This window comes from Saccharicrinis aurantiacus, assembly GCF_001660705.2.
GTDB lineage: Bacteria > Bacteroidota > Bacteroidia > Bacteroidales > Marinilabiliaceae > Saccharicrinis > Saccharicrinis aurantiacus.
Genome location: NZ_LYBV02000023.1, coordinates 145,980 through 166,941, shown reverse-complemented (window position 1 = coordinate 166,941; position 20,962 = coordinate 145,980). Strand labels below are relative to the sequence as shown.

Annotated in this window: 15 protein-coding genes; 11 read left to right on the top strand and 4 right to left on the bottom strand. The window is 36.4% G+C overall.

Annotated elements, in window-relative coordinates; all coding sequences use genetic code 11:
- The first annotated feature begins 10 nt into the window (after nt 1-10).
- From A8B35_RS09950 to A8B35_RS09930, 5 genes are all read left to right on the top strand, one after another.
- Nucleotides 11-1,072 (top strand): endonuclease, encoded by a 1,062-nt coding sequence (locus tag A8B35_RS09950; RefSeq protein ID WP_075602872.1) that lies wholly within the window; start codon nt 11-13, stop codon nt 1,070-1,072.
- A gap of 96 nt (nt 1,073-1,168) precedes the next feature.
- Nucleotides 1,169-3,082 (top strand): choice-of-anchor J domain-containing protein, encoded by a 1,914-nt coding sequence (locus tag A8B35_RS09945; protein ID WP_075602871.1) that lies wholly within the window; start codon nt 1,169-1,171, stop codon nt 3,080-3,082.
- 71 nt (nt 3,083-3,153) lie between these two features.
- Nucleotides 3,154-4,206 (top strand): endonuclease/exonuclease/phosphatase family protein, encoded by a 1,053-nt coding sequence (locus A8B35_RS09940; RefSeq protein WP_075602870.1) that lies wholly within the window; start codon nt 3,154-3,156, stop codon nt 4,204-4,206.
- An 801-nt stretch (nt 4,207-5,007) separates the two neighbouring features.
- Entirely contained in the window at nt 5,008-7,539 is a 2,532-nt protein-coding gene (locus tag A8B35_RS09935; RefSeq protein ID WP_075602869.1) for a TonB-dependent receptor, read from the top strand.
- Nucleotides 7,540-7,565: 26 nt separating this feature from the next.
- Nucleotides 7,566-8,270 carry a hypothetical protein gene (locus A8B35_RS09930; protein ID WP_075602868.1) on the top strand — a complete coding sequence of 235 codons (705 nt, stop codon included), beginning with the start codon at nt 7,566-7,568 and terminating at the stop codon, nt 8,268-8,270.
- A gap of 1,062 nt (nt 8,271-9,332) precedes the next feature.
- On the opposite strand, the gene A8B35_RS09925 is transcribed toward A8B35_RS09930, so the two are convergent.
- The 3 genes from A8B35_RS09925 to A8B35_RS09915 all read right to left on the bottom strand — a co-directional run bounded on the left by A8B35_RS09925 (nt 9,333) and on the right by A8B35_RS09915 (nt 12,125).
- Entirely contained in the window at nt 9,333-10,238 is a 906-nt protein-coding gene (locus A8B35_RS09925) for a bifunctional metallophosphatase/5'-nucleotidase (RefSeq protein ID WP_075602867.1), read from the bottom strand.
- Between the two features lie 15 nt (nt 10,239-10,253).
- Nucleotides 10,254-11,021, bottom strand: coding sequence for a 5'-nucleotidase C-terminal domain-containing protein (locus tag A8B35_RS09920; protein ID WP_075602866.1), 768 nt, complete (start codon nt 11,019-11,021; stop codon nt 10,254-10,256).
- 114 nt (nt 11,022-11,135) lie between these two features.
- Nucleotides 11,136-12,125 carry a lipid A deacylase LpxR family protein gene (locus A8B35_RS09915; RefSeq protein WP_075602865.1) on the bottom strand — a complete coding sequence of 330 codons (990 nt, stop codon included), beginning with the start codon at nt 12,123-12,125 and terminating at the stop codon, nt 11,136-11,138.
- A gap of 383 nt (nt 12,126-12,508) precedes the next feature.
- Here A8B35_RS09915 and A8B35_RS09910 point away from each other — a divergent pair, with 383 nt between their 5' ends.
- The 4 genes from A8B35_RS09910 (at nt 12,509) to A8B35_RS09895 (ending at nt 15,497) form a co-directional block, all read left to right on the top strand.
- Nucleotides 12,509-13,084 (top strand): DUF4251 domain-containing protein, encoded by a 576-nt coding sequence (locus A8B35_RS09910; protein WP_075602864.1) that lies wholly within the window; start codon nt 12,509-12,511, stop codon nt 13,082-13,084.
- A gap of 16 nt (nt 13,085-13,100) precedes the next feature.
- On the top strand, nt 13,101-13,778 hold the full coding sequence (locus A8B35_RS09905) for a DUF4136 domain-containing protein (RefSeq protein WP_075602863.1): 678 nt from the start codon (nt 13,101-13,103) through the stop codon (nt 13,776-13,778).
- Nucleotides 13,779-13,811: 33 nt separating this feature from the next.
- Complete coding sequence (locus A8B35_RS09900; RefSeq protein WP_075602862.1) at nt 13,812-14,408, top strand: outer membrane beta-barrel protein; 597 nt, start codon at nt 13,812-13,814, stop codon at nt 14,406-14,408.
- 231 nt (nt 14,409-14,639) lie between these two features.
- Nucleotides 14,640-15,497, top strand: coding sequence for an AraC family transcriptional regulator (locus A8B35_RS09895; RefSeq protein ID WP_075602861.1), 858 nt, complete (start codon nt 14,640-14,642; stop codon nt 15,495-15,497).
- 11 nt (nt 15,498-15,508) lie between these two features.
- On the opposite strand, the gene A8B35_RS09890 is transcribed toward A8B35_RS09895, so the two are convergent.
- On the bottom strand, nt 15,509-17,140 hold the full coding sequence (locus A8B35_RS09890; protein ID WP_075602860.1) for a helix-turn-helix transcriptional regulator: 1,632 nt from the start codon (nt 17,138-17,140) through the stop codon (nt 15,509-15,511).
- A 194-nt stretch (nt 17,141-17,334) separates the two neighbouring features.
- On the opposite strand from A8B35_RS09890, the gene A8B35_RS09885 reads away from it, so the two are divergent.
- Entirely contained in the window at nt 17,335-18,996 is a 1,662-nt protein-coding gene (locus A8B35_RS09885; protein WP_075602859.1) for a sulfatase, read from the top strand.
- 6 nt (nt 18,997-19,002) lie between these two features.
- Entirely contained in the window at nt 19,003-20,931 is a 1,929-nt protein-coding gene (locus A8B35_RS09880; protein ID WP_075602858.1) for an FAD-dependent oxidoreductase, read from the top strand.
- Nucleotides 20,932-20,962: the final 31 nt, after the last annotated feature.

Sequence of the window (20,962 nt, the reverse complement as noted above, 5' to 3'; positions counted from 1 at the left end):
GTACATTATAATGAAAATAGTAAATATTAAATATATCACATTTGGTCTTTTAGTTGCAATATGTACACTAAGTTCATGTGTTAAAGAATACGAATATAATGAAGGAGCATTACCTCCTGATTATGAAGAAGTATTACCTGTTTTACCAATTGATACTGTTGGCTTACCAACCAATTTGAAGGGCTATAGTTATATTATTCCAAGAGTGCATACTTCTGATGGTCGTATCTATGTTAAAGGTAACCCTCCGATGTATACAGATACAGCCAAGTATCATGTTGTGTCGGTACCTTATAACTTATCGGATACAACCTTATTCGATCTTCAATCCTATTATGCATCTGCAGTAGGTAAAAAAGGAGATGATCTTAAAAGTGCGATAGCTGCAATTATTATTGCTGATTATAAAGGAGTATCATACGGTGATGCGAGGTATGTTCTCGAAGATGCCGATAATGATCCTGTAAGTGGCGATACTTGGTGTTTCTACAATGAAATGACAGGTGAGGCTAAGTGGGATTCTGGTGAAACATGGAACAGAGAACATGTGTGGGCACAATCTCGCGGATTACGACCAGAGGGAGGTAGTAATGCAGACAATAGTACTATAAGTATTGCATCTGATATACATAATCTTAAAGCAGAGAATCCTAGTGTAAATTCAACAAAAAGTAATCGAGATTTTGAATCTAATGCTGATGCTGACTTTTATGGGACTCATGGGGTATATTCGTATGTGCCAATGACTTCTGCGCGCGGCGATGTTGCGCGTATTATGTTTTATATGGAATTGCGTTGGGCTGATGCAAGTGGTTTATACCTTGATGATTTAAGTGAAAATAGTTCAAACTCAGGTGATGGAGGTCCTGCACGTCAAGGAAGAGTATCAAGTCTTGTTGATTGGCATAGTATTGACCCTGTTGATCCTTTTGAAGTAAGACGAAATAATATTGTATATAAGCATCAGAATAACAGAAATCCATTTGTAGATCATCCCGAGCTTGTAGACCATATTTATGGTGATAAGCAAGATGTAGCATGGGATGGTGGTGTTGTATATTCTATAAACTAATCAATGAAATGAAACAACTAACTTAGTTTACCTCAATAATATATTTTGAGATGAACTTGTTCTTTGTTCCATCTGACAATAAAAAATTAGAAACAGATGAAAGCATTTTTAAAATATTTATCAATAGCACTTATTGCTATCACTGCATTTTCTTGTATTAAAGAAGATGGAGAAATTGTTCCGAAGGGACAAGTTAAGGTAATGGTTAAGGTTGCAGAAGAAATTAGTGATCCTGCGGACTATACTATTAAGGCAAAATTTTTCAGAGAATATTCAGGTCAGTTAGTAGATGTGACTTTAAAAGTTGAATCAATTACTGAATCTGGAGAATTGGTTTCAGCTGCCGAAATAATTGAGTATGGTAATTGGCAACTACAACAAGTAACACTTTTATATGATGGAGATGCTACTTACGTTGGTGTAGATGAAGATGATGAAAGATCAAGCCAGATAGGAGAGGAGTCGTTTTTGCCATTAAAAACAAATGTATTGGAAGGAGAAACTTCTACATTTTCTTTAGAATTAGTTGAATTTAATCCTGAGGTCGATATTGATGGAACTACAGCATTGTATTATGATTTTTCAGATGGTAAAAAATATGACAAAGTAGAATTGAATGGTTGGTCAACAGTCGATGCCATTGAAGGTGCAGATAGAGGTTGGGCATATGGTGAAGCTAATGGTGAAAAATTTGCAGAAGCATCAGTTGAAACAGGAGAGGAGTCGAGTTATACTTCTTACATGGTATCCCCAGCGCTTGATTTAGATGGAGCAACAAATAAAAGAGTTTGGTTTAAAACTGCGCAAATATTGTGGACTAATGGTACAGATTTTCAAGTGTACCTAATGGATGGGCCGAATCCTATAACAGCTAAAAAAGTTGAATTAACTGATGCTAATTTGGCTGGTAAATCTTCTGTAGATGCTGAGTGGGTTGAATCAGGTGAAGTTGACTTATCAAGTTATACCGGAATTCAGTATGTAGCGTTTTATTATAAAGCCAATGGAGGTAAGGATAATTCAACCACATTTAGAGTAACTGATTTTGTTTATGGTGATGAAGATATACCAGGAACTCCTGTTGTAACAGAGCCAACTTATATTTACGATTTTAATGATGGAACTAAAGATGACCCAATTAATAAAAGTGATTGGTTAGTAATTAATAAAGGTTCCGATTCTGATAAACAATGGGTATATGGTGAATATAATGAAGATCTTTATGCTAATATTTCAGCTTATGGAGCCGCCGGGACAGACTATGAGTCTTGGATGATTTCAGCAGAAATGGATCTTGATAAGGCAAATGGTAGTTTCGTGAAGTTCGATACAAAATTAGGGTATACAAATGGAGCTATATTTACAGTTTATGTGATGGACACAAATGATCCATCGACTGCCTCAGTAATGGATGAGTTAACATTTACAAGACCAGAGGATAACTCAAGTGGCTATTCAGATTTTGTAAGCTCAGGTGATATTGATTTATCAGCTTATTCTGGTAAAATTTACTTTGGTTTTAAATATTTAGCTACTACAGGCCAAACATCAACCTTTCAGGTAGATAATTTTGTATTTGGATATGATACTGATGGCTCAGGAGGTGACGGTGGTTCTGGTGAGGAAGGATCAAATTCAAATCCTTATACAGTTGAAAAAGCTAGAACTATTCAAGATGGATCTAACGCGTGGGTAAAAGGATACGTTATTGGTTGGATTGATTATAATAATGGAGATCCTCTTGTAAAAACAGAAATTGAAGGAGCCGCTAATACGAACTTGGCATTAGCAGATAATGCTTCAGAAACAGATGTTTCTAAAATGATATTTGTACAATTATCTGGTGATGATACAGGTCCTGTAAGATCTCAACTTGGAATTGGTTTTACCAATGGTGCTTCATTAGGATATGAACTTAAGTTAAATGGTTCTTTAGAGAATTATTTTGGTTCAAATCCGGGCTTAAAAGGCATTAAAACTGAAGATCATTTTGAAATATTATCAGAATAAATAAGTAAAGTATTATTAAAATTGAAAGCTACCAGTATCTTTGGTAGCTTTCGTTGTTTAAAATAATTACCATGAAGAGAGTTTTATATTTCATAACGGCAGGTTTGCTAGTGTTTAATGCCTGTACAGTAACTAAAAAGGATAAGGTAAGTAAAGGTGCAGTTGTGGCATTTTATAATGTCGAGAACCTATTTGATACCATTGATACACCAGGGGTTAATGATATCGATTTTACACCTGAAGGAAAGTACCAATGGGATGCTGCTAGGTATGCCAGTAAGTTAAATAAACTAGGAGAGGTAATTGCCGATTTGGGTGCCGATGAAGGATTTGATGGGCCTTCGGTGATTGGTTTATGCGAGGTTGAGAATAAAGCCGTTTTAGAAGATTTAGTTGCTAACGACCAAATAGATCCATTAGGATACGAGATTGTACATTATGATTCTCCGGATAAACGTGGCATAGATGTGGCTTTGTTTTATAAAGTTTCCGATTTTAAATTAGCTAAATCGAGCATTCACCCACTAATTATTCACGATAAAGAATCAGGTGATAGAGTATATACACGCGATCAATTATTAGTAGAAGGTGAGTTAAAAGGCGATTTTGTTTATCTGATAGTAAACCATTGGCCAAGCCGATATGGAGGCGAGGAGCGAAGCCGACCATCGCGTTTAGCCGCAGCTCAACTTAATAAATCTATTATCGATTCTATATTACATGTTAATGCCAATGCTAAAATTATAAGCATGGGCGATTTAAACGATGATCCCCACAACGTTTCTCTTAAACAAGGATTACAAGCTTGTAGTTTCACCAACTGTTGTGCTAATAATAATTGTTCATTGTTTAATGCCATGGAGCAATTACATCAGCCCGATTCTATAGGTACTTTGATGTATAGAGGAAAGTGGAACCTGTTTGATCAGATGATTATAACTAAAGCTTTAATGGATAAAAGTAATGAAGGTTTAAAATATGATACGGCTAAAATCTATAATAAACCTTATTTAATTCAGCAAGAAGGAAAATACAAAGGCCACTTGTTGCGTACTTTTGGTGGTAGAACATACCTTGATGGATATAGCGACCATTTACCAGTGTACATGATACTGACCAAATAGTATGGTATCTTAACAATAGCGTTTTAAAGGATTTTTAAGATTAAGGCTAACTCACTAATGAATAATTTGTTATTGGAATGTGTTTTATTGTAGGCTTGTATTTAAGCGCCTTGTTAGGCTGGCCTCTTTACAAAAGGCTTTTGTTTTAGTTGGAGCTTTAGTAAGACTGGCTAGCTAAGAGCTTTGCTCTTAGATCCGCCAGCCGCACTTAAGCTTCAAATAAATAAGAAAGTTTTTTGGAAAGCAGCCTTGAATTTCTTTGCTTCTGTTTCTTGCTTCAAGGCAAGAAATGAAGTTGGGCCTACCTGCTGGTAGGCAGGTTTGGGCAAATAGCCCAACACGTAATATTATTTAGGAAAATATTCGTCTCTTAAGCAACTTCACTATAAACTTCTGTAAAGAGGAATGCAATTCGAATTGTATTCCTCTTTTTTTTTAAAAGAAGATGTTTTTCCTCAATAAAGATGTGATCGAAAGTGAAAATTAGATAATTTTTGTAATGAATATATCTTCGTTTATCCTCTATAATTAACACTAAGGTAATATAAGTGGGTTAAAAAAATATAAGTTAATTCTTTAGGCTTGTGTTAAGTATTTGAATTGTAGGTGCATGTGCCTGTTTAGTTTATTTTCAGCCAGTATTGTCATTAGTTAAATTACCTTAATGGTTACAATTAAATAACACCAATTTTAACAAAAGTTTTAATTCTCAATTACAAATTGGCATACTCTTAGTTGTTGTGGCAGCGACCAAAAAGGTCGTTTATATTAATTTATTATTACACAAAAACTACGTAAAAAATGAGAATCCGATTATTCAGGTTCGTTTGGCTTTTAAGTTTGGGCTTATTACCACTATCAGCCATTGCACAAACAACTGTTACAGGAACAATTACCGATATTAAAACGGGAGAGGAGCTAATTGGGGCATCTGTTGTTGTTAAAGGTACAGTTAATGGAACAGTTTCTTCATTTGATGGAACCTTTACTCTTGAAGTTGAAAATGGAGATCACACCCTAGTGTTTAGCTACATCGGTTACGATGCTATTGAGAAAAATGTAAGCTTAAATGGTACTCCTGTTGACATGGGTATTGTTACATTAGGAAGTAACGATGTTGGCCTTGATGAGGTTAAGGTTGTGGCCAACTTTGCGGTAGACCGTAAAACACCGGTTGCAGTATCTACCATTCAACCAAAAATGATTGAAGAAAAATTGGGTTCTCAAGAGTTCCCTCAAGTATTAAAGGCCACACCAGGTGTTTATGCTACTAACTCAGGTGGAGGATTTGGTGACTCACGTATTACTTTACGTGGTTTTGATACCGATAACATTGCAGTAATGATTAATGGTGTTCCGGTAAACGATATGGAAAATGGTGCCGTTTATTGGAGTAACTGGTCTGGTTTATCAGATGTTACTCGTACAATGCAAGTTCAGCGTGGTATGGGAGCTTCTAAATTAGCGGTTCCATCTGCCGGAGGTACAATTAATATATTAACGGCCACTACCGATAGTAAACCAGGTGGAAATATCTACTATGGAATTGGTAACGATGGTTACGAAAAAATGGCATTTACTGCCTCAACAGGTTTAAATGATAAAGGTTGGGCTTTTACATTCTCTGGTTCTCATACCGAAGGTAAAGGTTGGGCTGATGGATTACAATTTGAAGGGTGGAGTTACTTTGCCAATGTTTCAAAAGTAATTAATGATAAGCATACACTTTCATTCAATGTATTTGGAGCAAATCAATCGCACGGACAGCGTCGTACAATGATGAGCTTAGATGAGTGGAATCAATACGGACGTAAGCACAATGCCGATTGGGGTTACCTTAACGGAAGCGAGTACAATGCACGTACAAATTATTATAGCAAGCCTCAAATGTCGTTAAATCACTTTTGGAATATTAACGATGATTTGAATCTTAAAACTGTATTATATGCCTCTCAAGGTAGAGGTGGTGGTGTAGCTGGTTTTGGCGAGGATCGTAACTTCAACGATTATCGTGTAGGCGACAGCAGAAGCTTAATCGATTTTGATCGTTTATACCGCGAAAATGCACAAAACGGTGAGTCATCTACATATATGGCATCATCTGTAAATAATCACGATTGGTATGGTGGAGTTTCTACCTTAGACTGGAATGTGAATAACAACCTTAAGTTTATTGGTGGATTAGATGGACGTTATTATTATGGCGAGCATTACCAAGTATTAGATGATTTAATGGGTGGTCAATATGCGGTTGTAAACCGTAATAAATATGGTCAGAACATGGATGTGGTTGTTCGTGAAGGCGATATTGTAGGTTACCATAGTGATGGAGAAGTATTGTGGGAATCTGCTTTTGCTCAGTTAGAGTATAGCGAAGGTCGTTTATCATCTTTCGTTAACATGGCTGCTGCAAATGTTTCATACCGTCGTTACGATTTTGAAGATCATGCAAAAGGCGATCATATTACCGATTGGCAACACCACCAAACTATTTCTGCAAAAGCAGGTGTTAACTTTAATATTGACGGAAAAAACAACGTATTTTTCAATACAGGTTATTTCCAACGTCCTCCGATGATGAACGCTGTATTTATTAACAATACAAACAATGTGAACGATGGAGCTAAAAATGAAGGTATTTATAGTGTTGAGTTAGGATACGGTTACCGTAGTAATACTTTATCGGTTAATGCGAATGCTTATTATACCTATTGGCAAGATAAAACCATGATTCAATCAATGTACGATGACAATGGCGAGTTCTTCGGATATGCAAACATTTTAGGTTTGGATGCACAACACATGGGTGTTGAAGTTGATTTTGAATGGAGACCTACAACTAAGCTTACAGTTACCGGTATGGGATCTGTTGGTGATTGGACTTGGGCAAACGATGTAAACGCTACTTTTGTTGATCAAGATCAAAATATTATTGGCGATTATAAGCTTTATACTGAAGGTTTAAAAGTAGGTAACTCAGCACAAATAACAGCTGCTTTAGGTGCTAAATACGAAATTTTAGAAGGCCTAAGTGTTGGTGCCGACTATACTTATTTTGCTAAAAACTACGCTAACTTCTCGCCAGAAGATAGAACTGATGAAGCTTCATCAGGCGTTCAGGCTTGGCAGTTACCAAACTTTGGTTTATTAGACGTAAATGCATCTTACCGATTCAAAATTGGAAATCTAAATGCTTCTGCATTTACTCAAATTAGTAACCTTTTAGACGAGTGGTATATTGCCGATGCTAATGATGGCAGAACTTGGGATGCATCATCGATGTATATTGGTTTAGGTAGAACTTGGTCGTTTGGTTTAAAGCTTGACTTTTAGTATTTGATTATTAAAGAAACAGAACAATGAATTTATTTAAAAGCATATTATTTTTATCCGTAGCATTTACGTTTTTCTCTTGCGATCCTTTAGATGAATATAGAGATGATTTAAATGATAACCTTGAGGCTGACGATGATTGGTACATCTTTATCTCTGAAAGGGATTTAGCTACAGAAGCAGAATACAACGCAAATTCTCCTTATGTTTTAACTGATGAGGACTACGAAATGTCTTCAAATAAATCAGTAGCCGATTACAAGAATTTTTCGGATAGTGCACCTTTTGATGAGTATTTACCAGAAACCATTCATAATTTATACGGAAACAATGGCGAATTAGTAACTGTACAATTTGCCTATTATTTAGGTAGCGAAGGCGGAACAGTTGATTCAACTTGCTTTGTAACCTACGTGCGCGAAACACCTGCCGATTCATCTTATTGGCAAGTAGTACCTAATTATGAACTTATTGAATCAGATAATAAAGAAAGTACAAACACTTATACTTTAATTGCTTCTGATTATACAATGGTGGGTGAAGGTTATCCAAACTTTGATTTACGCTACAATACCAAAGCAGATATTATTGAAAAAATCAATACTATCATCAAATCGCACCACATGTTAGATCTTGAAGAAGGCCAAATTTGGCAAGTTTCTTTTGCTACATATGGCGAAGGCTCTGAGGTAATTACTTCACCAATGTATTTAGAAGTGATTATAGACTAGTTCTTGATAAATTATAAAGGTTGTTCTTAAGGAGCGGCCGCAAATACTATAAAAGCAGTAATGCGAGGGTTTAAACCTTGTGTTACTGCTTTTTTTGTATGGTTTCACCTGATGGGTCAAATTTGGTATTAGATCTTCTATTTTTAGTGATGGATGGTGCGTAATTTATATTTGCTTGCCGGTAATTTGCATCAGCTTGTTTGTAATTTATATGGGATGGCTTGTAATGCGCATTTGCTTACACATAAAACACACGCGCTGGTGTGTAGTTGGTATTAGATGATGCTCAGTTTGCACTGGATGTCCCTCAGTTTACACTGGATGGTGCGTACTTTGTATTGGCGCTCGCCTTGTAAACACTGGGTTTTAATAAAAAATGGATGTTTGCTCTTGTATTGATTATTGCTCGCAACTTTCTATGGAATGGCTAAGCTTTGCTAGATGGGTTTTGCTAATGTTAAGGCACCAATTACTGATTTATGCCAATGTGCGGCCCTGATAGGAGTGGTAGCCCTTTGTGGTTTGGGTTTAGGCAGCTTTAAGTGGCGGATGCGACCGCAGGAAGCACACGCACGCTTTAGGCTGACTTAAGCTAAAACATAAAGGCTAAAACGCATAGCAGGATATGGCGCCCCAATGCGTACTTTAGTAATGCCTGTGGTGCAAGTGGGCGTATGCTTAAGAGGAAGGAAAGTAAACCTACAAAAAGAGGGTATCTATTGAATAGATACCCTCGTTTTATTAATGCGAATCAAGATTAGTATGCACTAAGGGATTTCATCCCTTAAACCCTGACTTACTTTTCTTTTCTTGATAAAAGAAAGTAACCTGCCTGCCGGCAAAGGCAGGGCAAAGAAAATCAAGGCTGCTTTTTAAATAGCCTTTTTATTATGCTAAAACTTAAGTGCGGCTGGGTGATCATCGAGCAAAGCTCTCTGCTTCCCAGTCTTACTAAAGTTTTAACACAAACAAAAGCTATTTAAAAATGAGGCCAATAAAACGAGGCGCTCTAAATAAAAGCTTATCAACCCTTGGTTCACATTATTAGTTGAAAGTCTTATTTTAAACCATTTTATGGTAAGCTAATGTTTTGCTTTTTTTGTGCGCGTGCATGGTTAAATCAATTCTGCCTAATTTAACACCTCCCCAGCCTGCTTGATTGATAATAACAGGTTCTTGATTAAGGTTAGTTACAATGGTGGGTTCGTCTAAAAAGGTATGCGTATGGCCCCCTAAAATCACATCAATGTTTTCTGATTTTGTGGCTACTTCTACATCGCTAACCTTATCCGATTCGTATTTGTAGCCTAAATGCGATATGCAAATTACCACATCGCATTGGTCGTCGACCTTTAGCTTTTTTGCCAGACGATTGGCAACCTCAATGGGGTTGTTGTATGTAATATTTCCACACATTCTGGGGTCAACTAAGCCTTGCAGTTTTATGCCAAGTCCGATAATACCAATTTTTAAATCGCCCTTTTTAATGATTTCGTAAGGCTTTGTTAGCGATTCAAGAGGTGAGTTTGTGAAATCGTAATTAGAGCAAACAAAAGGGAACTGAGCTTCTTTAACACGTTCGGCTAAGTTTTCGGCACCACTATCAAACTCGTGGTTTCCGATTGTTGCGGCATCGTATTTCATTTTGCTCATTAAGCTGATATCAAGCTTGCCATCAAATACATTAAAGTAGGGTGTGCCCTGAAAAATATCACCGCAATCTAATAGTATTACATTGGGCTCAGTAGCTCTTATTTTTTTAACCAAGGCAGCCCTGCGTGCATAGCCTCCTTTATTGCCGAATTTTTTATCGTTGGCCGGAAAAGGATCGATATGACTATGCACATCGTTAGTGTGCAGTATGGTTAGTTTTTTATCCTTATTACTACTACAAGCAGTGGGTAGTAATGCAGCAGAAGCGCTTGCTAGGGTAAGCGTTTTTACAAAGTTTCTTCTTGAATGTGACATTTTATGACCGTTTGCTTAGTTTAACAGAGTAATGCGTTTGTTGTTATTTGCCTCAATGCTAAGGTTTTGTTCTGAGAGCGATTCGATATGAGAAACAATAGCTTCACGTACTTTTAGTTCAATGTTGGCTCTACTAATCGGATTTAGTAACATGCTATAGTTATCTCCTCCATTGGCAAGATAATCGGATGTTGATAGGTAGTAGTGGGCTTTAGTATCGATGGTTTTATTATTTAGCTTAATGTTTTTTGCCTCGCCATGTTCTATGGTAAAGCTTAAGCCTGCAATTCCATCTCCTTTTGATTTAACAATATGGTCTACTAATGCTAATACAGTTTCTCCTGTTAGCTTTACCAACACAATTTGATTCTCAAAAGGCATTACTTCATATATATCTCTTAGTAAAACCTCGCCTTTTGGAATGTCAGATCGTAAACCTCGGGTATTTACAAGTGAGAATAGGGGTAAGCTTTCTAGTTTGTTTTTTGAAATATACTCAGCAGTTTTATCTTGCATTATATCAGCAACAAGGTTCGAAAGAGGACTTTCTGGTTTTTTAGCAATTAAAGTTTCAGAGCTTACTCCAATTACCCGATTCATCTGCGAGTCGAGTTGTAATTGATACGGTTTTATATAATCTTGCATCACAGCATTACCTGTAATAGTTGAGTCAATGCTCATTAATTGGCCAGAGTAATGCTGTTTATGACTGATATTATCGCACGAATAAAACGAAAAGCTTAACAGTGCGAGTGTTGCAATAATAGTAAAGTGTTTTTGCATATCTAATAATCTATATTTTTATCAAAAGTAATCTATCCAACTATAATAGACTTAAAGTTAATGTTATGATTTGAGTAATGCATTACTCCAGTTTGTAAATTAAGTATTGTTTTTTCAGAAGTTATAAAAGAAAATAAATGAATGATAGGTGTGATTTAGTCCACCATTAAATTCGGGCGATTGCCAGTTTAAATGAAATGACGCACCTACATTTTTATACATGAGTGTTACGCCCGATTTCACTGAATACACAATACGTTCTACCTGATGGGGAAGTATAACATACTGATCAGAATCAGTTACAAACGGACTACCTTGCATAGTGGCGTTATAACCTACAAATTTTACCTGTGGCCCAAAGGTGAAATAGGCCTGAAACTTTTTAAAAAGGTATATGTTTTCACCCGCGCTTTGGTAGGTTGAATTCATTAAACCAACTCTGTATGTTAAACCAAGAGAAAGGTCATCGTACATAGTACCAACTCTTATTCTACTTAGAGCCTGAACTTCGTGAAACTCATCTGTAATTAAGCCCTTATTCACCGTAAGGTTGTAATTAAATACCGGAACTTGCTTAATTTCATTAGCCCACCCCAATGGTAAATGATTATCTGATAGAACATGAAATTGATATTGAGTAATGCCAGCTAATGAGTTAGGACCAATAAACCCGAAATCAAATTCATTATTAATAAAAAGCTTTTTCTCGTAGTTTGAGCTTCTGATAAACGATTTGGCATACAAAGCACCAGCATATGGTCTGTCTCCAATTAATACTTCCTGAATTTTAATAATAGTAGGCGTATAGGTTTCTTGATGAATTGATAAACCATAAACCGATTGGTATCCTTTGGGTTTAAAAAATAGGAAGTTGAGCGGATTTTTTTCTAACGCAGGCAAAATTATTTCCATCCCAAGCCCTTGGGTATAGTAATAGTCTGTTTGCATCATCACGTCATTATCCCAAAGTAGTTTGTACGATGAAAATTGAGATACATCAATGATATTGTCATTGTTTTGAGCCTTTAAGTTAGCTCCAAAACCCAATGCAATAAAATTAATTATTGTGAAAAGTAGATATATGTTACTGATCCGTCGGTTCATAAATATTGGTGCTTACCAATTTTTAATGTTGTTAATTACAGTTATTACTATTGTTAGATCTTATTTGTTTCAATATTTCTAAGCTATTCCCAGCTATCAAGCAAAAACAAAACCAAACCATTATATTTTGTAAAAAATATTTTCGCAGCAAATATTTAGGCTTGTGAATAGCTATAATTAAGGCTTGTACTTGTTATTTAGGTATCTATTTTGGCGCCATTATTAAACAAATACCAAATGCTTATGTTTATATTTTGTAGCGCAACTTCAAACAGAAATGCTTTAATCAAATAAAGTAAAGTTGAGCTCTTAATTTCTTTATTATCCAACATGCTTTTGTTAAATTACATATTGGTAATGGCTTAAGAACAAATTATGAACTTATGAAAAACTTAATAATCGTATTTATCCTATTCTTTACTTGTAGCATAATTACCGCTCAAGAAACTGAAAAGAAGATGACTCGTAAAGAAAGGCGAGCATTAGAAAAAGAACAAAAAGAAGCTGAACAAAAGCTTTATGAAGAGCAACAATCAGCACTTATTAAGCTGGCCATTGATAGTGCCAATTGGGTGCTTGAAGCAGATATGTTATTCGATCGTTATGGTAAATCAGTTAACGTTTCATCTACACTCAATTTTATTGGTGTAACCAATAAATACGCAACGGTTCAATTGGGCCGTAATTCCGGTATTGGTTATAATGGAGTAGGGGGTGTTACTGTAGATGGTAGAGTAACAAAATACGAAGTAGATTATAATGAGAAAAAAGGCACCTACTTTATTGTATTAATTGTTAGTTCTTCGTTGGGAACTTTTGATATACGAATGAATACCAATAACACTGGCGATATGGTTGATGCAACCATTAAGGGTAACGGACCTCAAAGTGTAAGATATAATGGCAGGCTTTTGCCAACCACCATGTCTTCTATTTATAAAGGAACTCCAATATTTTAACTAAATAATTTAAAAAATGAACAAATTAATTCGATTACAATTAGTTGCGTTATGCATAGCATTTCTAGCTAGCTGTTCGCATAAAGGAGCCGAATATGTTGATGAGTTAGATGTCACCATTAGTAGGTATGATCCTGAGTTTGATTTCACAGCTGCCCATAAATACATCATGTCTGATACAATCATTCATATCGCTGATGGCGAAGAGGTTGATGATGTTGATAGAGAATGGGATGCTGAGATTTTAGCTTCTATAAATAAGCACCTTGCCGATCAAGGTTATGAGAGGGAAGAGTTTGACCCGGCTACTCAATTGCCAGAAGATTTAGAATCTTCATTTATGGTAATGGTTTCTGCCATATCTAATAAGAATTACGGTTATTATTGGTGGGGTTACCCAGGTTGGGGCTATTATCCAGGTTGGGGTTATCCAGGTTGGGGTTATCCAGGTTACCCTGGTTATCCAGGTTGGGGCTATCCTGTTTCGTACAGTTATAAAGTAGGTACATTGTTAGTTGAGTTTGCTGATATTAAAAATCCAATAGAAAACCCGATAGAAGGAGGAGAAAACGAGATTGTTTATCCAGTTATTTATATGGGTGCCATAAATGGTTTATTGCAAGGTTCTGATGCATATATTGATGCACGTATTCAAACGGGCTTAGATGATATGTTTAATCAAGCGCCTTATTAATCTTATAGAATAACTATATTAAAACAATTTGCAATGAAAAAAATATTATATACAATGCTTTTTGTATTTGCTTTAGGAATACAATTAGAAGCGCAAGAAAAATATAGTATCGTAGGATATTCAATGGGATTTGGAACAGGCGATACAAACGAATTTATTGACCAATCAAGCTTTAGTGGCTTTCAATTAGAATTCGGACAATACGTTCTTGAAGATAAATTTAGTGTTGGAATTCAATCGGGCTTTCAAAGTTTTTATAAGGAGTTACCCAAAACAACTTATCCGCTTGAGAATGGTGCGGTAACAGGTAAGCAATACAGGTATCTATCCGCAGTGCCAATTTTGGCTAATGGAATGTTTTATCCTTTCGGGCAAGAAACAAAAGTGATACCTCATGTTGGTTTAGGAGTTGGTACCTATTATATCGATAAGCAGCTCGACATGGGCTTAACCAGTCTTTATACGACTACTTGGCATTTCGGATTAGCACCTCAGTTGGGCGCTAGCTTTCCAATCAATTATAAAACAAGCATCAACTTGAATGCACAGTATAATATGGCTGTGAAAACAAGTGATAATCCTGCAGAAAACTGGTTGTCAGTTTCGGTTGGATTCAGATTTATTTACTAAGATTTTTAAATTATATTAGTTTGAGGGCATTCTTTACAGGATGTCCTTTTTCATTTATAAACCGTTGTCTTATTTCTGTAAAATTTATCTTTACGTACAAATGATGTATAGGAATGTACGCATCAACACATCTGCAAAGCTCAAGTCTGTTAATTTTGTAGTGAATTATTAATTAGTACTTCTGAGGGAATACAGTTAGCGTGTGTAAGAAGTAGCGAAAAATTTGATGGGATGAAGTTGATATTGAAAAATTCAGAGAGTGCAGCAAATAGACGCTTAAATATTACAAAAAAGGAAATTCCTTGTTTAGATTCTTCATGGCATTATCATGCCCAGTATGAGCTTTTGTATATATCGCAGAGTAACGGAATTAGATTTGTGGGTGATAATGTTTCTCAATTTTTCCCTGGCGATTTAGTTCTTGTGGGTCCTTATTTACCACACCTGTGGCGAAATGATGTTTCTTTTTATAAAGAAGACAATACGAATAAGGTAAAAACAATCATCTTAAAATTCACTAAAGATTTTATTGGAGAGGGAACTTTTAATAATCCCGAATTTACAGAAATCAATCACATGTTAGAGCAGTCTAAATACGGCTTGTATTTTGGTAAATCAATGAGCCCAAAAGTACACTCCGATTTGGTAAGTATTCTCGACTTGTCGCCCGCAGCTCAATCTATAAAACTATTGGATATATTGTGTAAGCTATCATTAACTGAGGATGTAAAAGTACTTTCGTCATCGGATATGCGACAGTATACAACCGAGAGTTCTCAGCGGATTGATGACGTGATAAAGTATGTTTCTGATAACTATGCCGGTAATATCTCGTTAAATGATGTGGCTGAAATTGCTTGTATGACCACGAACTCCTTCTGCAGGTTCTTTAAAAAAATAACCAATAAATCGTTTACACAGTTCTTAAACGAAGTTAGAGTTAGAAATGCATCCCGTTTATTGGCTCAGGAGGAATTGCCCATTTCAGAAGTTTGTGATGTGGTAGGCTACAAGTCCATTACTAATTTTAATCGTCAGTTTAAGCAAATAATGGGCACTACACCAAAGGCATACAGATTAGCCATATAGTAGCGCAAATATTATAAGCTATTGATATACGATGATAGTCGCACCTCTTTATCAATATCAAGCTTTTTTCTCAAGCGATGGCATGCTACATTTACACTTCCGTGAGAAATACCTAGTAAGTATGCCATTTCTTTACCACTAAAATTCAATTTTAGGAGTGCGCAAAGTTTTAAGTCATTCGGACTAAGGTTCGGTGCTTTGAGTTTTAACTTTTCATAGAAGGATTCATTCTGCTCAACAAATCGACTGTTAAAAGCATCCCATAAATTACCCGATTGTTTTTCAATGCTTTTCAGTAGTACTTTGGTTTGAGGTGTATTTACATTTTCTTTTAGCTCATTGCTGAGTCTTTTAATAATTTCTTCCTTTTCAACCAATTGTAAGATAGAGGTGGTGAGCTCCTTGTTTTTGTGCTCCAACTCATCTTGCGATTGTTTATGTTTTTTCTCGTTGAGTTGTTTCTCCTTTTGGTATCTGTGGTATCTCTTTTTTGAAAGGATTACTAAGTATGCCACAATAATAAGAGCTATAAACACAATAAAAATGATTTGAAGCACCAACATGCGTTGTTTGCTCATGGCTAGTTCAAGCTGCTGAACGTGCAGTTCATTATTTTTTAGGCGTAATTCTTCGGTGTATCTATTTTTTAATGAGATAAAGCCCTGTGTGCTTTTACTTCTAGGATTTAAATAATTATCCAATATTTTTCTTGAACGCTCTGAGTTCAAATACGACTCCTTATAATCTCCATTTTTGTACAACGACCATGCATACCGGCGATAGATGTATTCCTTATAAAAAGTATATTCACCAAACACATCTTTTTGAGCAAGTGCTTTTTTAAAATAGGTTTGAGCGTTATTAAAGTCTTTTACGTTACTATGGTAAATGGCCATGCCAGCATAAAGAACCGTTAAAAAGTCGTTGTTCTTGTAGGCGGCATGCGAGTCTTTTTTTAATTGCTCCAGTTCATCAATGGCCTTTGATAGTAATTTGCCTGAAGCCGCGAAGTTCTTTTCCCAATTATAAATGCTCGATTTCTTTTCCTTTAAAAAAGTGCTGTATATAGGAGCAATATCCGCTGTATCTGCAATAGCAGAGCAAGTATCAATATAGGCTTGTGTGTTATCTTTATCTCTAATATTCTGATAATATAGTAGGAGGTTGTAGTACGAACGATGTAAAATATCAATAGTTATCTCATTGTTTAAATAGCAATTTAAGTAAGCTTGATGTGCTTTTTTAAACAAATCACCGGTTTGTTTATCTTGCTTAAAAAGATAGCAAAGTATGCCATACTCTTCATTGGCTTTAGCTATTAAAAGGTCATTATTGGTTTCCTCTGCTAAAAATAAAGCTTCGCCAGCATAGTCAAATGCTTTGCCATATTTTAAATTAGCTCTTGAAATATTACTCAATAATATTTGAAGTTGAACAATGGCAATACTATCATTATCTCTAATAGATTCTTCTAATTGTGAACTTAATTCTGCCATTAATTCCTCCGAAGAGATATTGTTATGCTTAATTAAGGGGTCTTCTAAAAAATGATTGAATTGCTGGCCATGTAATAAGCCTAAAGAGAGTGTGTATAATGTTAATATGAGTACAGTGTATTTGCTCCTAAGTCTTAATAGTAACATTTTCAGTAGTTTAAAGTCTTTGTGTTTCCTGTAGTAAATGGCGTGTGTTAACTAATAATACCAAAATTATATCCTCATGTTAACTCCATGTAAGGGCAAATATGATATAAAAAACCTTCGTTTGCAATAATTTTGAGGTATTCAATTATTAAACAACTAACGAACAGAAAAGTATTCTGTTAAAAATATTACCTATGAATAAAATTATTAATGCTGTCGTAATTGCATGCATGGTTATTTCATTTTCATCATGTAATGGTAAAAACAAAACTGAAGAGAAAAGGAAGCCTAATATCTTATTTCTTGCAGTTGATGATTTACGACCAGAATTGGGATGTTACGGATCTCCAATTGCTGTTTCACCCAATTTAGATAAGTTAGCTGGTGATGGTTTATTATTCAATAGAGCCTATTGCCAGCAATCCATTTGTGGTCCTTCAAGATGCAGTTTAATGTCGGGCGGTAGACCTGAGGCCATTGGAGTAACACATAACTATACCTTATTACGCGAGGGTAGTCCTGATATAATAACCTTACCACAGCATTTTAAGGAAAATGGGTACGAAACCGTTTATTGCGGAAAAGTATTTCATGGTAAAGATGCTTTAGATACACTAGCCTGGACACGTAAAGCAGCCAAAAATGCACCTGAAATGAAAGGTTTAAAGAAGCCAGTTGGTTTTGCTCTGGAAGAAAATATGAAAAGTAGGGCTGAGGATAGAAAAGCTATGTTTGCTAAATACGGAGAACAAGCAAAATACGGTTTAGCGATGGGGCCTGCCTACGAATGTGCTGATGTTCCGGATGTAACTTACGAGGATGGTTACAATACCACATTGGCCATTGCTACCTTAAAAGATATGCTAAAGAAGAATCCTGACAAACCGTTTTTTCTGGGTTTAGGTATGAAGAAACCGCATTTAAATTGGGTTGCTCCTAAAAAGTATTGGGATATGTATAATGAGGATGAAATTCCAATGGCCGAGAATACTGAGGCACCAGAAAACGGTTCACCAATGGGCTTACATCCATCATTTGAATTAAGGGTTCGTTCAAATATACCTAAGTATGGCGATTTAGATCCTAAATTAGAACGTAAACTAAAGCATGCTTATTTGGCTTGTGTAAGTTATATCGATGCTCAATTGGGCAGAATGATTGATGCTTTAGATGAGGCAGGTGTTAAAGACAATACCATTATTGTGCTTTGGGGCGATCATGGATGGCACCTTGGTGATATGGGTATTTGGGGTAAAGCAACCACATACGAAGTTGCGGCACGTGTTCCAATGATGATTTGGACGCCTGATATGTTAAAGAAAAATAGAGGAGAAATAACGGATGCTTTGGTTGAGTTAGTAGATATATATCCAACGCTTTGTGATTTAGCAGGACTAGAAAAACCATCGCACTTAGATGGAAAAAGCTTTGCTCCTTTATTGGAAGAGCCACACCAAAAGTGGAAGAAAGCCGTATTTACACAGTTCCCGAACCCTGCTTTACGCGAATGGGGTGCCTATCCTTTACGCCCAGGAATGCGCGAAACCTATTTCTTACCATTGATTGAAGATGTTGAAGAAAAAATTAGAGCTGAGTTTAAAGAAGAGTGGGATAGAGCAACCTTCGAAAATGATGTAATGGGCTATGGTATGCGTACCGATAGATACAGACTGATAGTGTGGAAAGACAGGAAAGTTCCGAACGAAAAGCCACTGTTTGTTGAGTTGTACGATCATAAATTAGATCCGAATGAAACCAAAAACATTGCACCAGAGCAAGAAGAATTAACCAATGAGTTATTAGAACTTTTTGAGAAAGAATCGAGAGCCGTGCGAGCACAGGTTCCACTAAATTAGCTTACTATGAAGAGAAGAGATTTTTTTAGAAAAGGAGTTGTGGGTGCCGTAGGGGCATCCATGGTGCCTAGTATTGCAAAAGCTGATACGAAAGCAGACGACTTAGGAACAAGAGATAAAGATAAGTGGACAAACCTGGGTACAGGTAAAGTTGGTATCCCTAATCGTAAACGAAGCATTAAATGCGATGTGGCAGTTATGGGAGGTGGTTTAGCAGGTATTTGTGCTGCGGTATCTGCAGCTCGCAATGGATCTAAGGTTACTTTGGTGCAAGATCGTCCGGTATTGGGTGGCAATGCATCTAGTGAAATGCGGGTTCATGTGAATGGGGTTAATCATTTGAAACCAGATAATAAGGCTGAGCGAGAAACGGGTATTATTGAGGAGATATTATTACACAATCGTTTCTTAAATAAGCAAGAGTCCTTTCCAATGTTCGACCATGTGATGTACGATTTTGTAACTCGAGAACCAAACATTGAGTTATTATTAAATACGCAGGCTGTTGAGCCTATTATGAGTGGAAACACCATAAAGGCAGCACGTTGTTGGCAATTAACTACGGAAACTGAGATTACGGTAAACGCCCAAATGTTTATCGATTGTTCTGGTGATGGTTTACTAGCCGCAGCAGCAGGGGCCGAGTACAGAACCGGGCGCGAAGGGCGCGACGAGTTTAACGAAAAGTATGCCCCAGAAAAACCAGACGGTTGGCAAATGGGAGCTACATTATTATTGTCGGCCAAGGATATGGGTAAACCAACACCTTACGAGGCACCACATTTTGCCATTAAATACAAAGCAGAGGAATCCCATCCTAAGCGTAAATTTAAAGGCTTTAAAGATGGTATTTGGTGGATTGAAATTGGCAGTGATAATGATATTATAGCCGATCAGGAAATCAATCGCCATAAGCTAATGGGGTATTTACATGGTGTTTGGGATTACATTAAAAACTCCGGAAATTTCCCTGAGGCAGACAATTTAGCCTTAGATTGGTTGGGGTCTTTACCAAGTAAAAGAGAGTCGCGCCGATTTATTGGCGATTATATTTTATCGGAAAAAGACTTAACTGAGCACCGCCACTTTTCCGATGCTGTAGCCTTTGGCGGTTGGTCTTTAGACGAGCACTGTTGGGCAGGTATCGAAAATTTACAAGATCCGCCAAGTTATTTCCATTATCACTTTAAAAAGGTGTACGAAATACCTTATCGTAGTTTGTATTCTAAAAACATTACCAACCTTTTATTTGCAGGGCGTAATATTAGTCAAACACATATTGCTTTATCCTCGTCAAGAGTAATGTCTACTTGTTCGCTTATGGGGCAGGCAGCAGGAACAGCAGCTAACTTATGTGTGCAAAAAGGAGTAAATCCCCGCGATATCTCTCAGAAATATATTAATGAATTGCAAGAGAACCTGATGCGCGATGATGCTTTTATACCCAACAGACCATCGAAAGATTCTAAAGATTTAGCTAAAAAAGCCTCTCAAATATTTGCATCAAGCACCCAATCGGGCGATGCGAATTTGGTAATTGATGGTATGTCTCGCGATTTTAATGGTAAAGTTCACCATTGGCAATCATCTGGTTTACCAGCACACTTGCAAATGGAGTGGAAGAAACCGGTTAAAATTTCTAAGGTAGAGGTAAAGTGCGACACCAACTTGCAGCGCAACATATTAATGCGTAAAGATTCAAAGGTGAGTCATAACTTTTGGAACGATGTGCCACATGAGCTATTAAAAACAATTTCAGTAGAGGCGCGTGTAAAGGGTAAATGGGTAAAGGTTGGAGCAACAGATAATAATAGAACAAGACTAATCAAATTCAATTTTGATTCAGTCGAAACCACAGCTATTCGTTTGGTTTTACAAGAGACTTATGGAGTGCCAGATCCTAAGCTCTATGAAGTTAGAGCCTACGAAGGTTGATTTTGTATTAGATTCTAGCGGTGTCAGAAAT

What these genes read in the sequence shown, in the direction of transcription:
- A8B35_RS09900 (WP_075602862.1), top strand. Translation starts at nt 13,812, where the DNA reads ATGAAAAAAATATTATATACAATGCTTTTTGTATTTGCTTTAGGAATA.
- A8B35_RS09945 (WP_075602871.1), top strand. Translation starts at nt 1,169, where the DNA reads ATGAAAGCATTTTTAAAATATTTATCAATAGCACTTATTGCTATCACT.
- A8B35_RS09905 (WP_075602863.1), top strand. Translation starts at nt 13,101, where the DNA reads ATGAACAAATTAATTCGATTACAATTAGTTGCGTTATGCATAGCATTT.
- A8B35_RS09915 (WP_075602865.1), bottom strand. Translation starts at nt 12,125, where the DNA reads ATGAACCGACGGATCAGTAACATATATCTACTTTTCACAATAATTAAT.
- A8B35_RS09895 (WP_075602861.1), top strand. Translation starts at nt 14,640, where the DNA reads ATGAAGTTGATATTGAAAAATTCAGAGAGTGCAGCAAATAGACGCTTA.
- A8B35_RS09880 (WP_075602858.1), top strand. Translation starts at nt 19,003, where the DNA reads ATGAAGAGAAGAGATTTTTTTAGAAAAGGAGTTGTGGGTGCCGTAGGG.
- A8B35_RS09935 (WP_075602869.1), top strand. Translation starts at nt 5,008, where the DNA reads ATGAGAATCCGATTATTCAGGTTCGTTTGGCTTTTAAGTTTGGGCTTA.
- A8B35_RS09890 (WP_075602860.1), bottom strand. Translation starts at nt 17,140, where the DNA reads ATGTTACTATTAAGACTTAGGAGCAAATACACTGTACTCATATTAACA.
- A8B35_RS09910 (WP_075602864.1), top strand. Translation starts at nt 12,509, where the DNA reads ATGAAAAACTTAATAATCGTATTTATCCTATTCTTTACTTGTAGCATA.
- A8B35_RS09950 (WP_075602872.1), top strand. Translation starts at nt 11, where the DNA reads ATGAAAATAGTAAATATTAAATATATCACATTTGGTCTTTTAGTTGCA.
- A8B35_RS09920 (WP_075602866.1), bottom strand. Translation starts at nt 11,021, where the DNA reads ATGCAAAAACACTTTACTATTATTGCAACACTCGCACTGTTAAGCTTT.
- A8B35_RS09940 (WP_075602870.1), top strand. Translation starts at nt 3,154, where the DNA reads ATGAAGAGAGTTTTATATTTCATAACGGCAGGTTTGCTAGTGTTTAAT.
- A8B35_RS09925 (WP_075602867.1), bottom strand. Translation starts at nt 10,238, where the DNA reads ATGTCACATTCAAGAAGAAACTTTGTAAAAACGCTTACCCTAGCAAGC.
- A8B35_RS09885 (WP_075602859.1), top strand. Translation starts at nt 17,335, where the DNA reads ATGAATAAAATTATTAATGCTGTCGTAATTGCATGCATGGTTATTTCA.
- A8B35_RS09930 (WP_075602868.1), top strand. Translation starts at nt 7,566, where the DNA reads ATGAATTTATTTAAAAGCATATTATTTTTATCCGTAGCATTTACGTTT.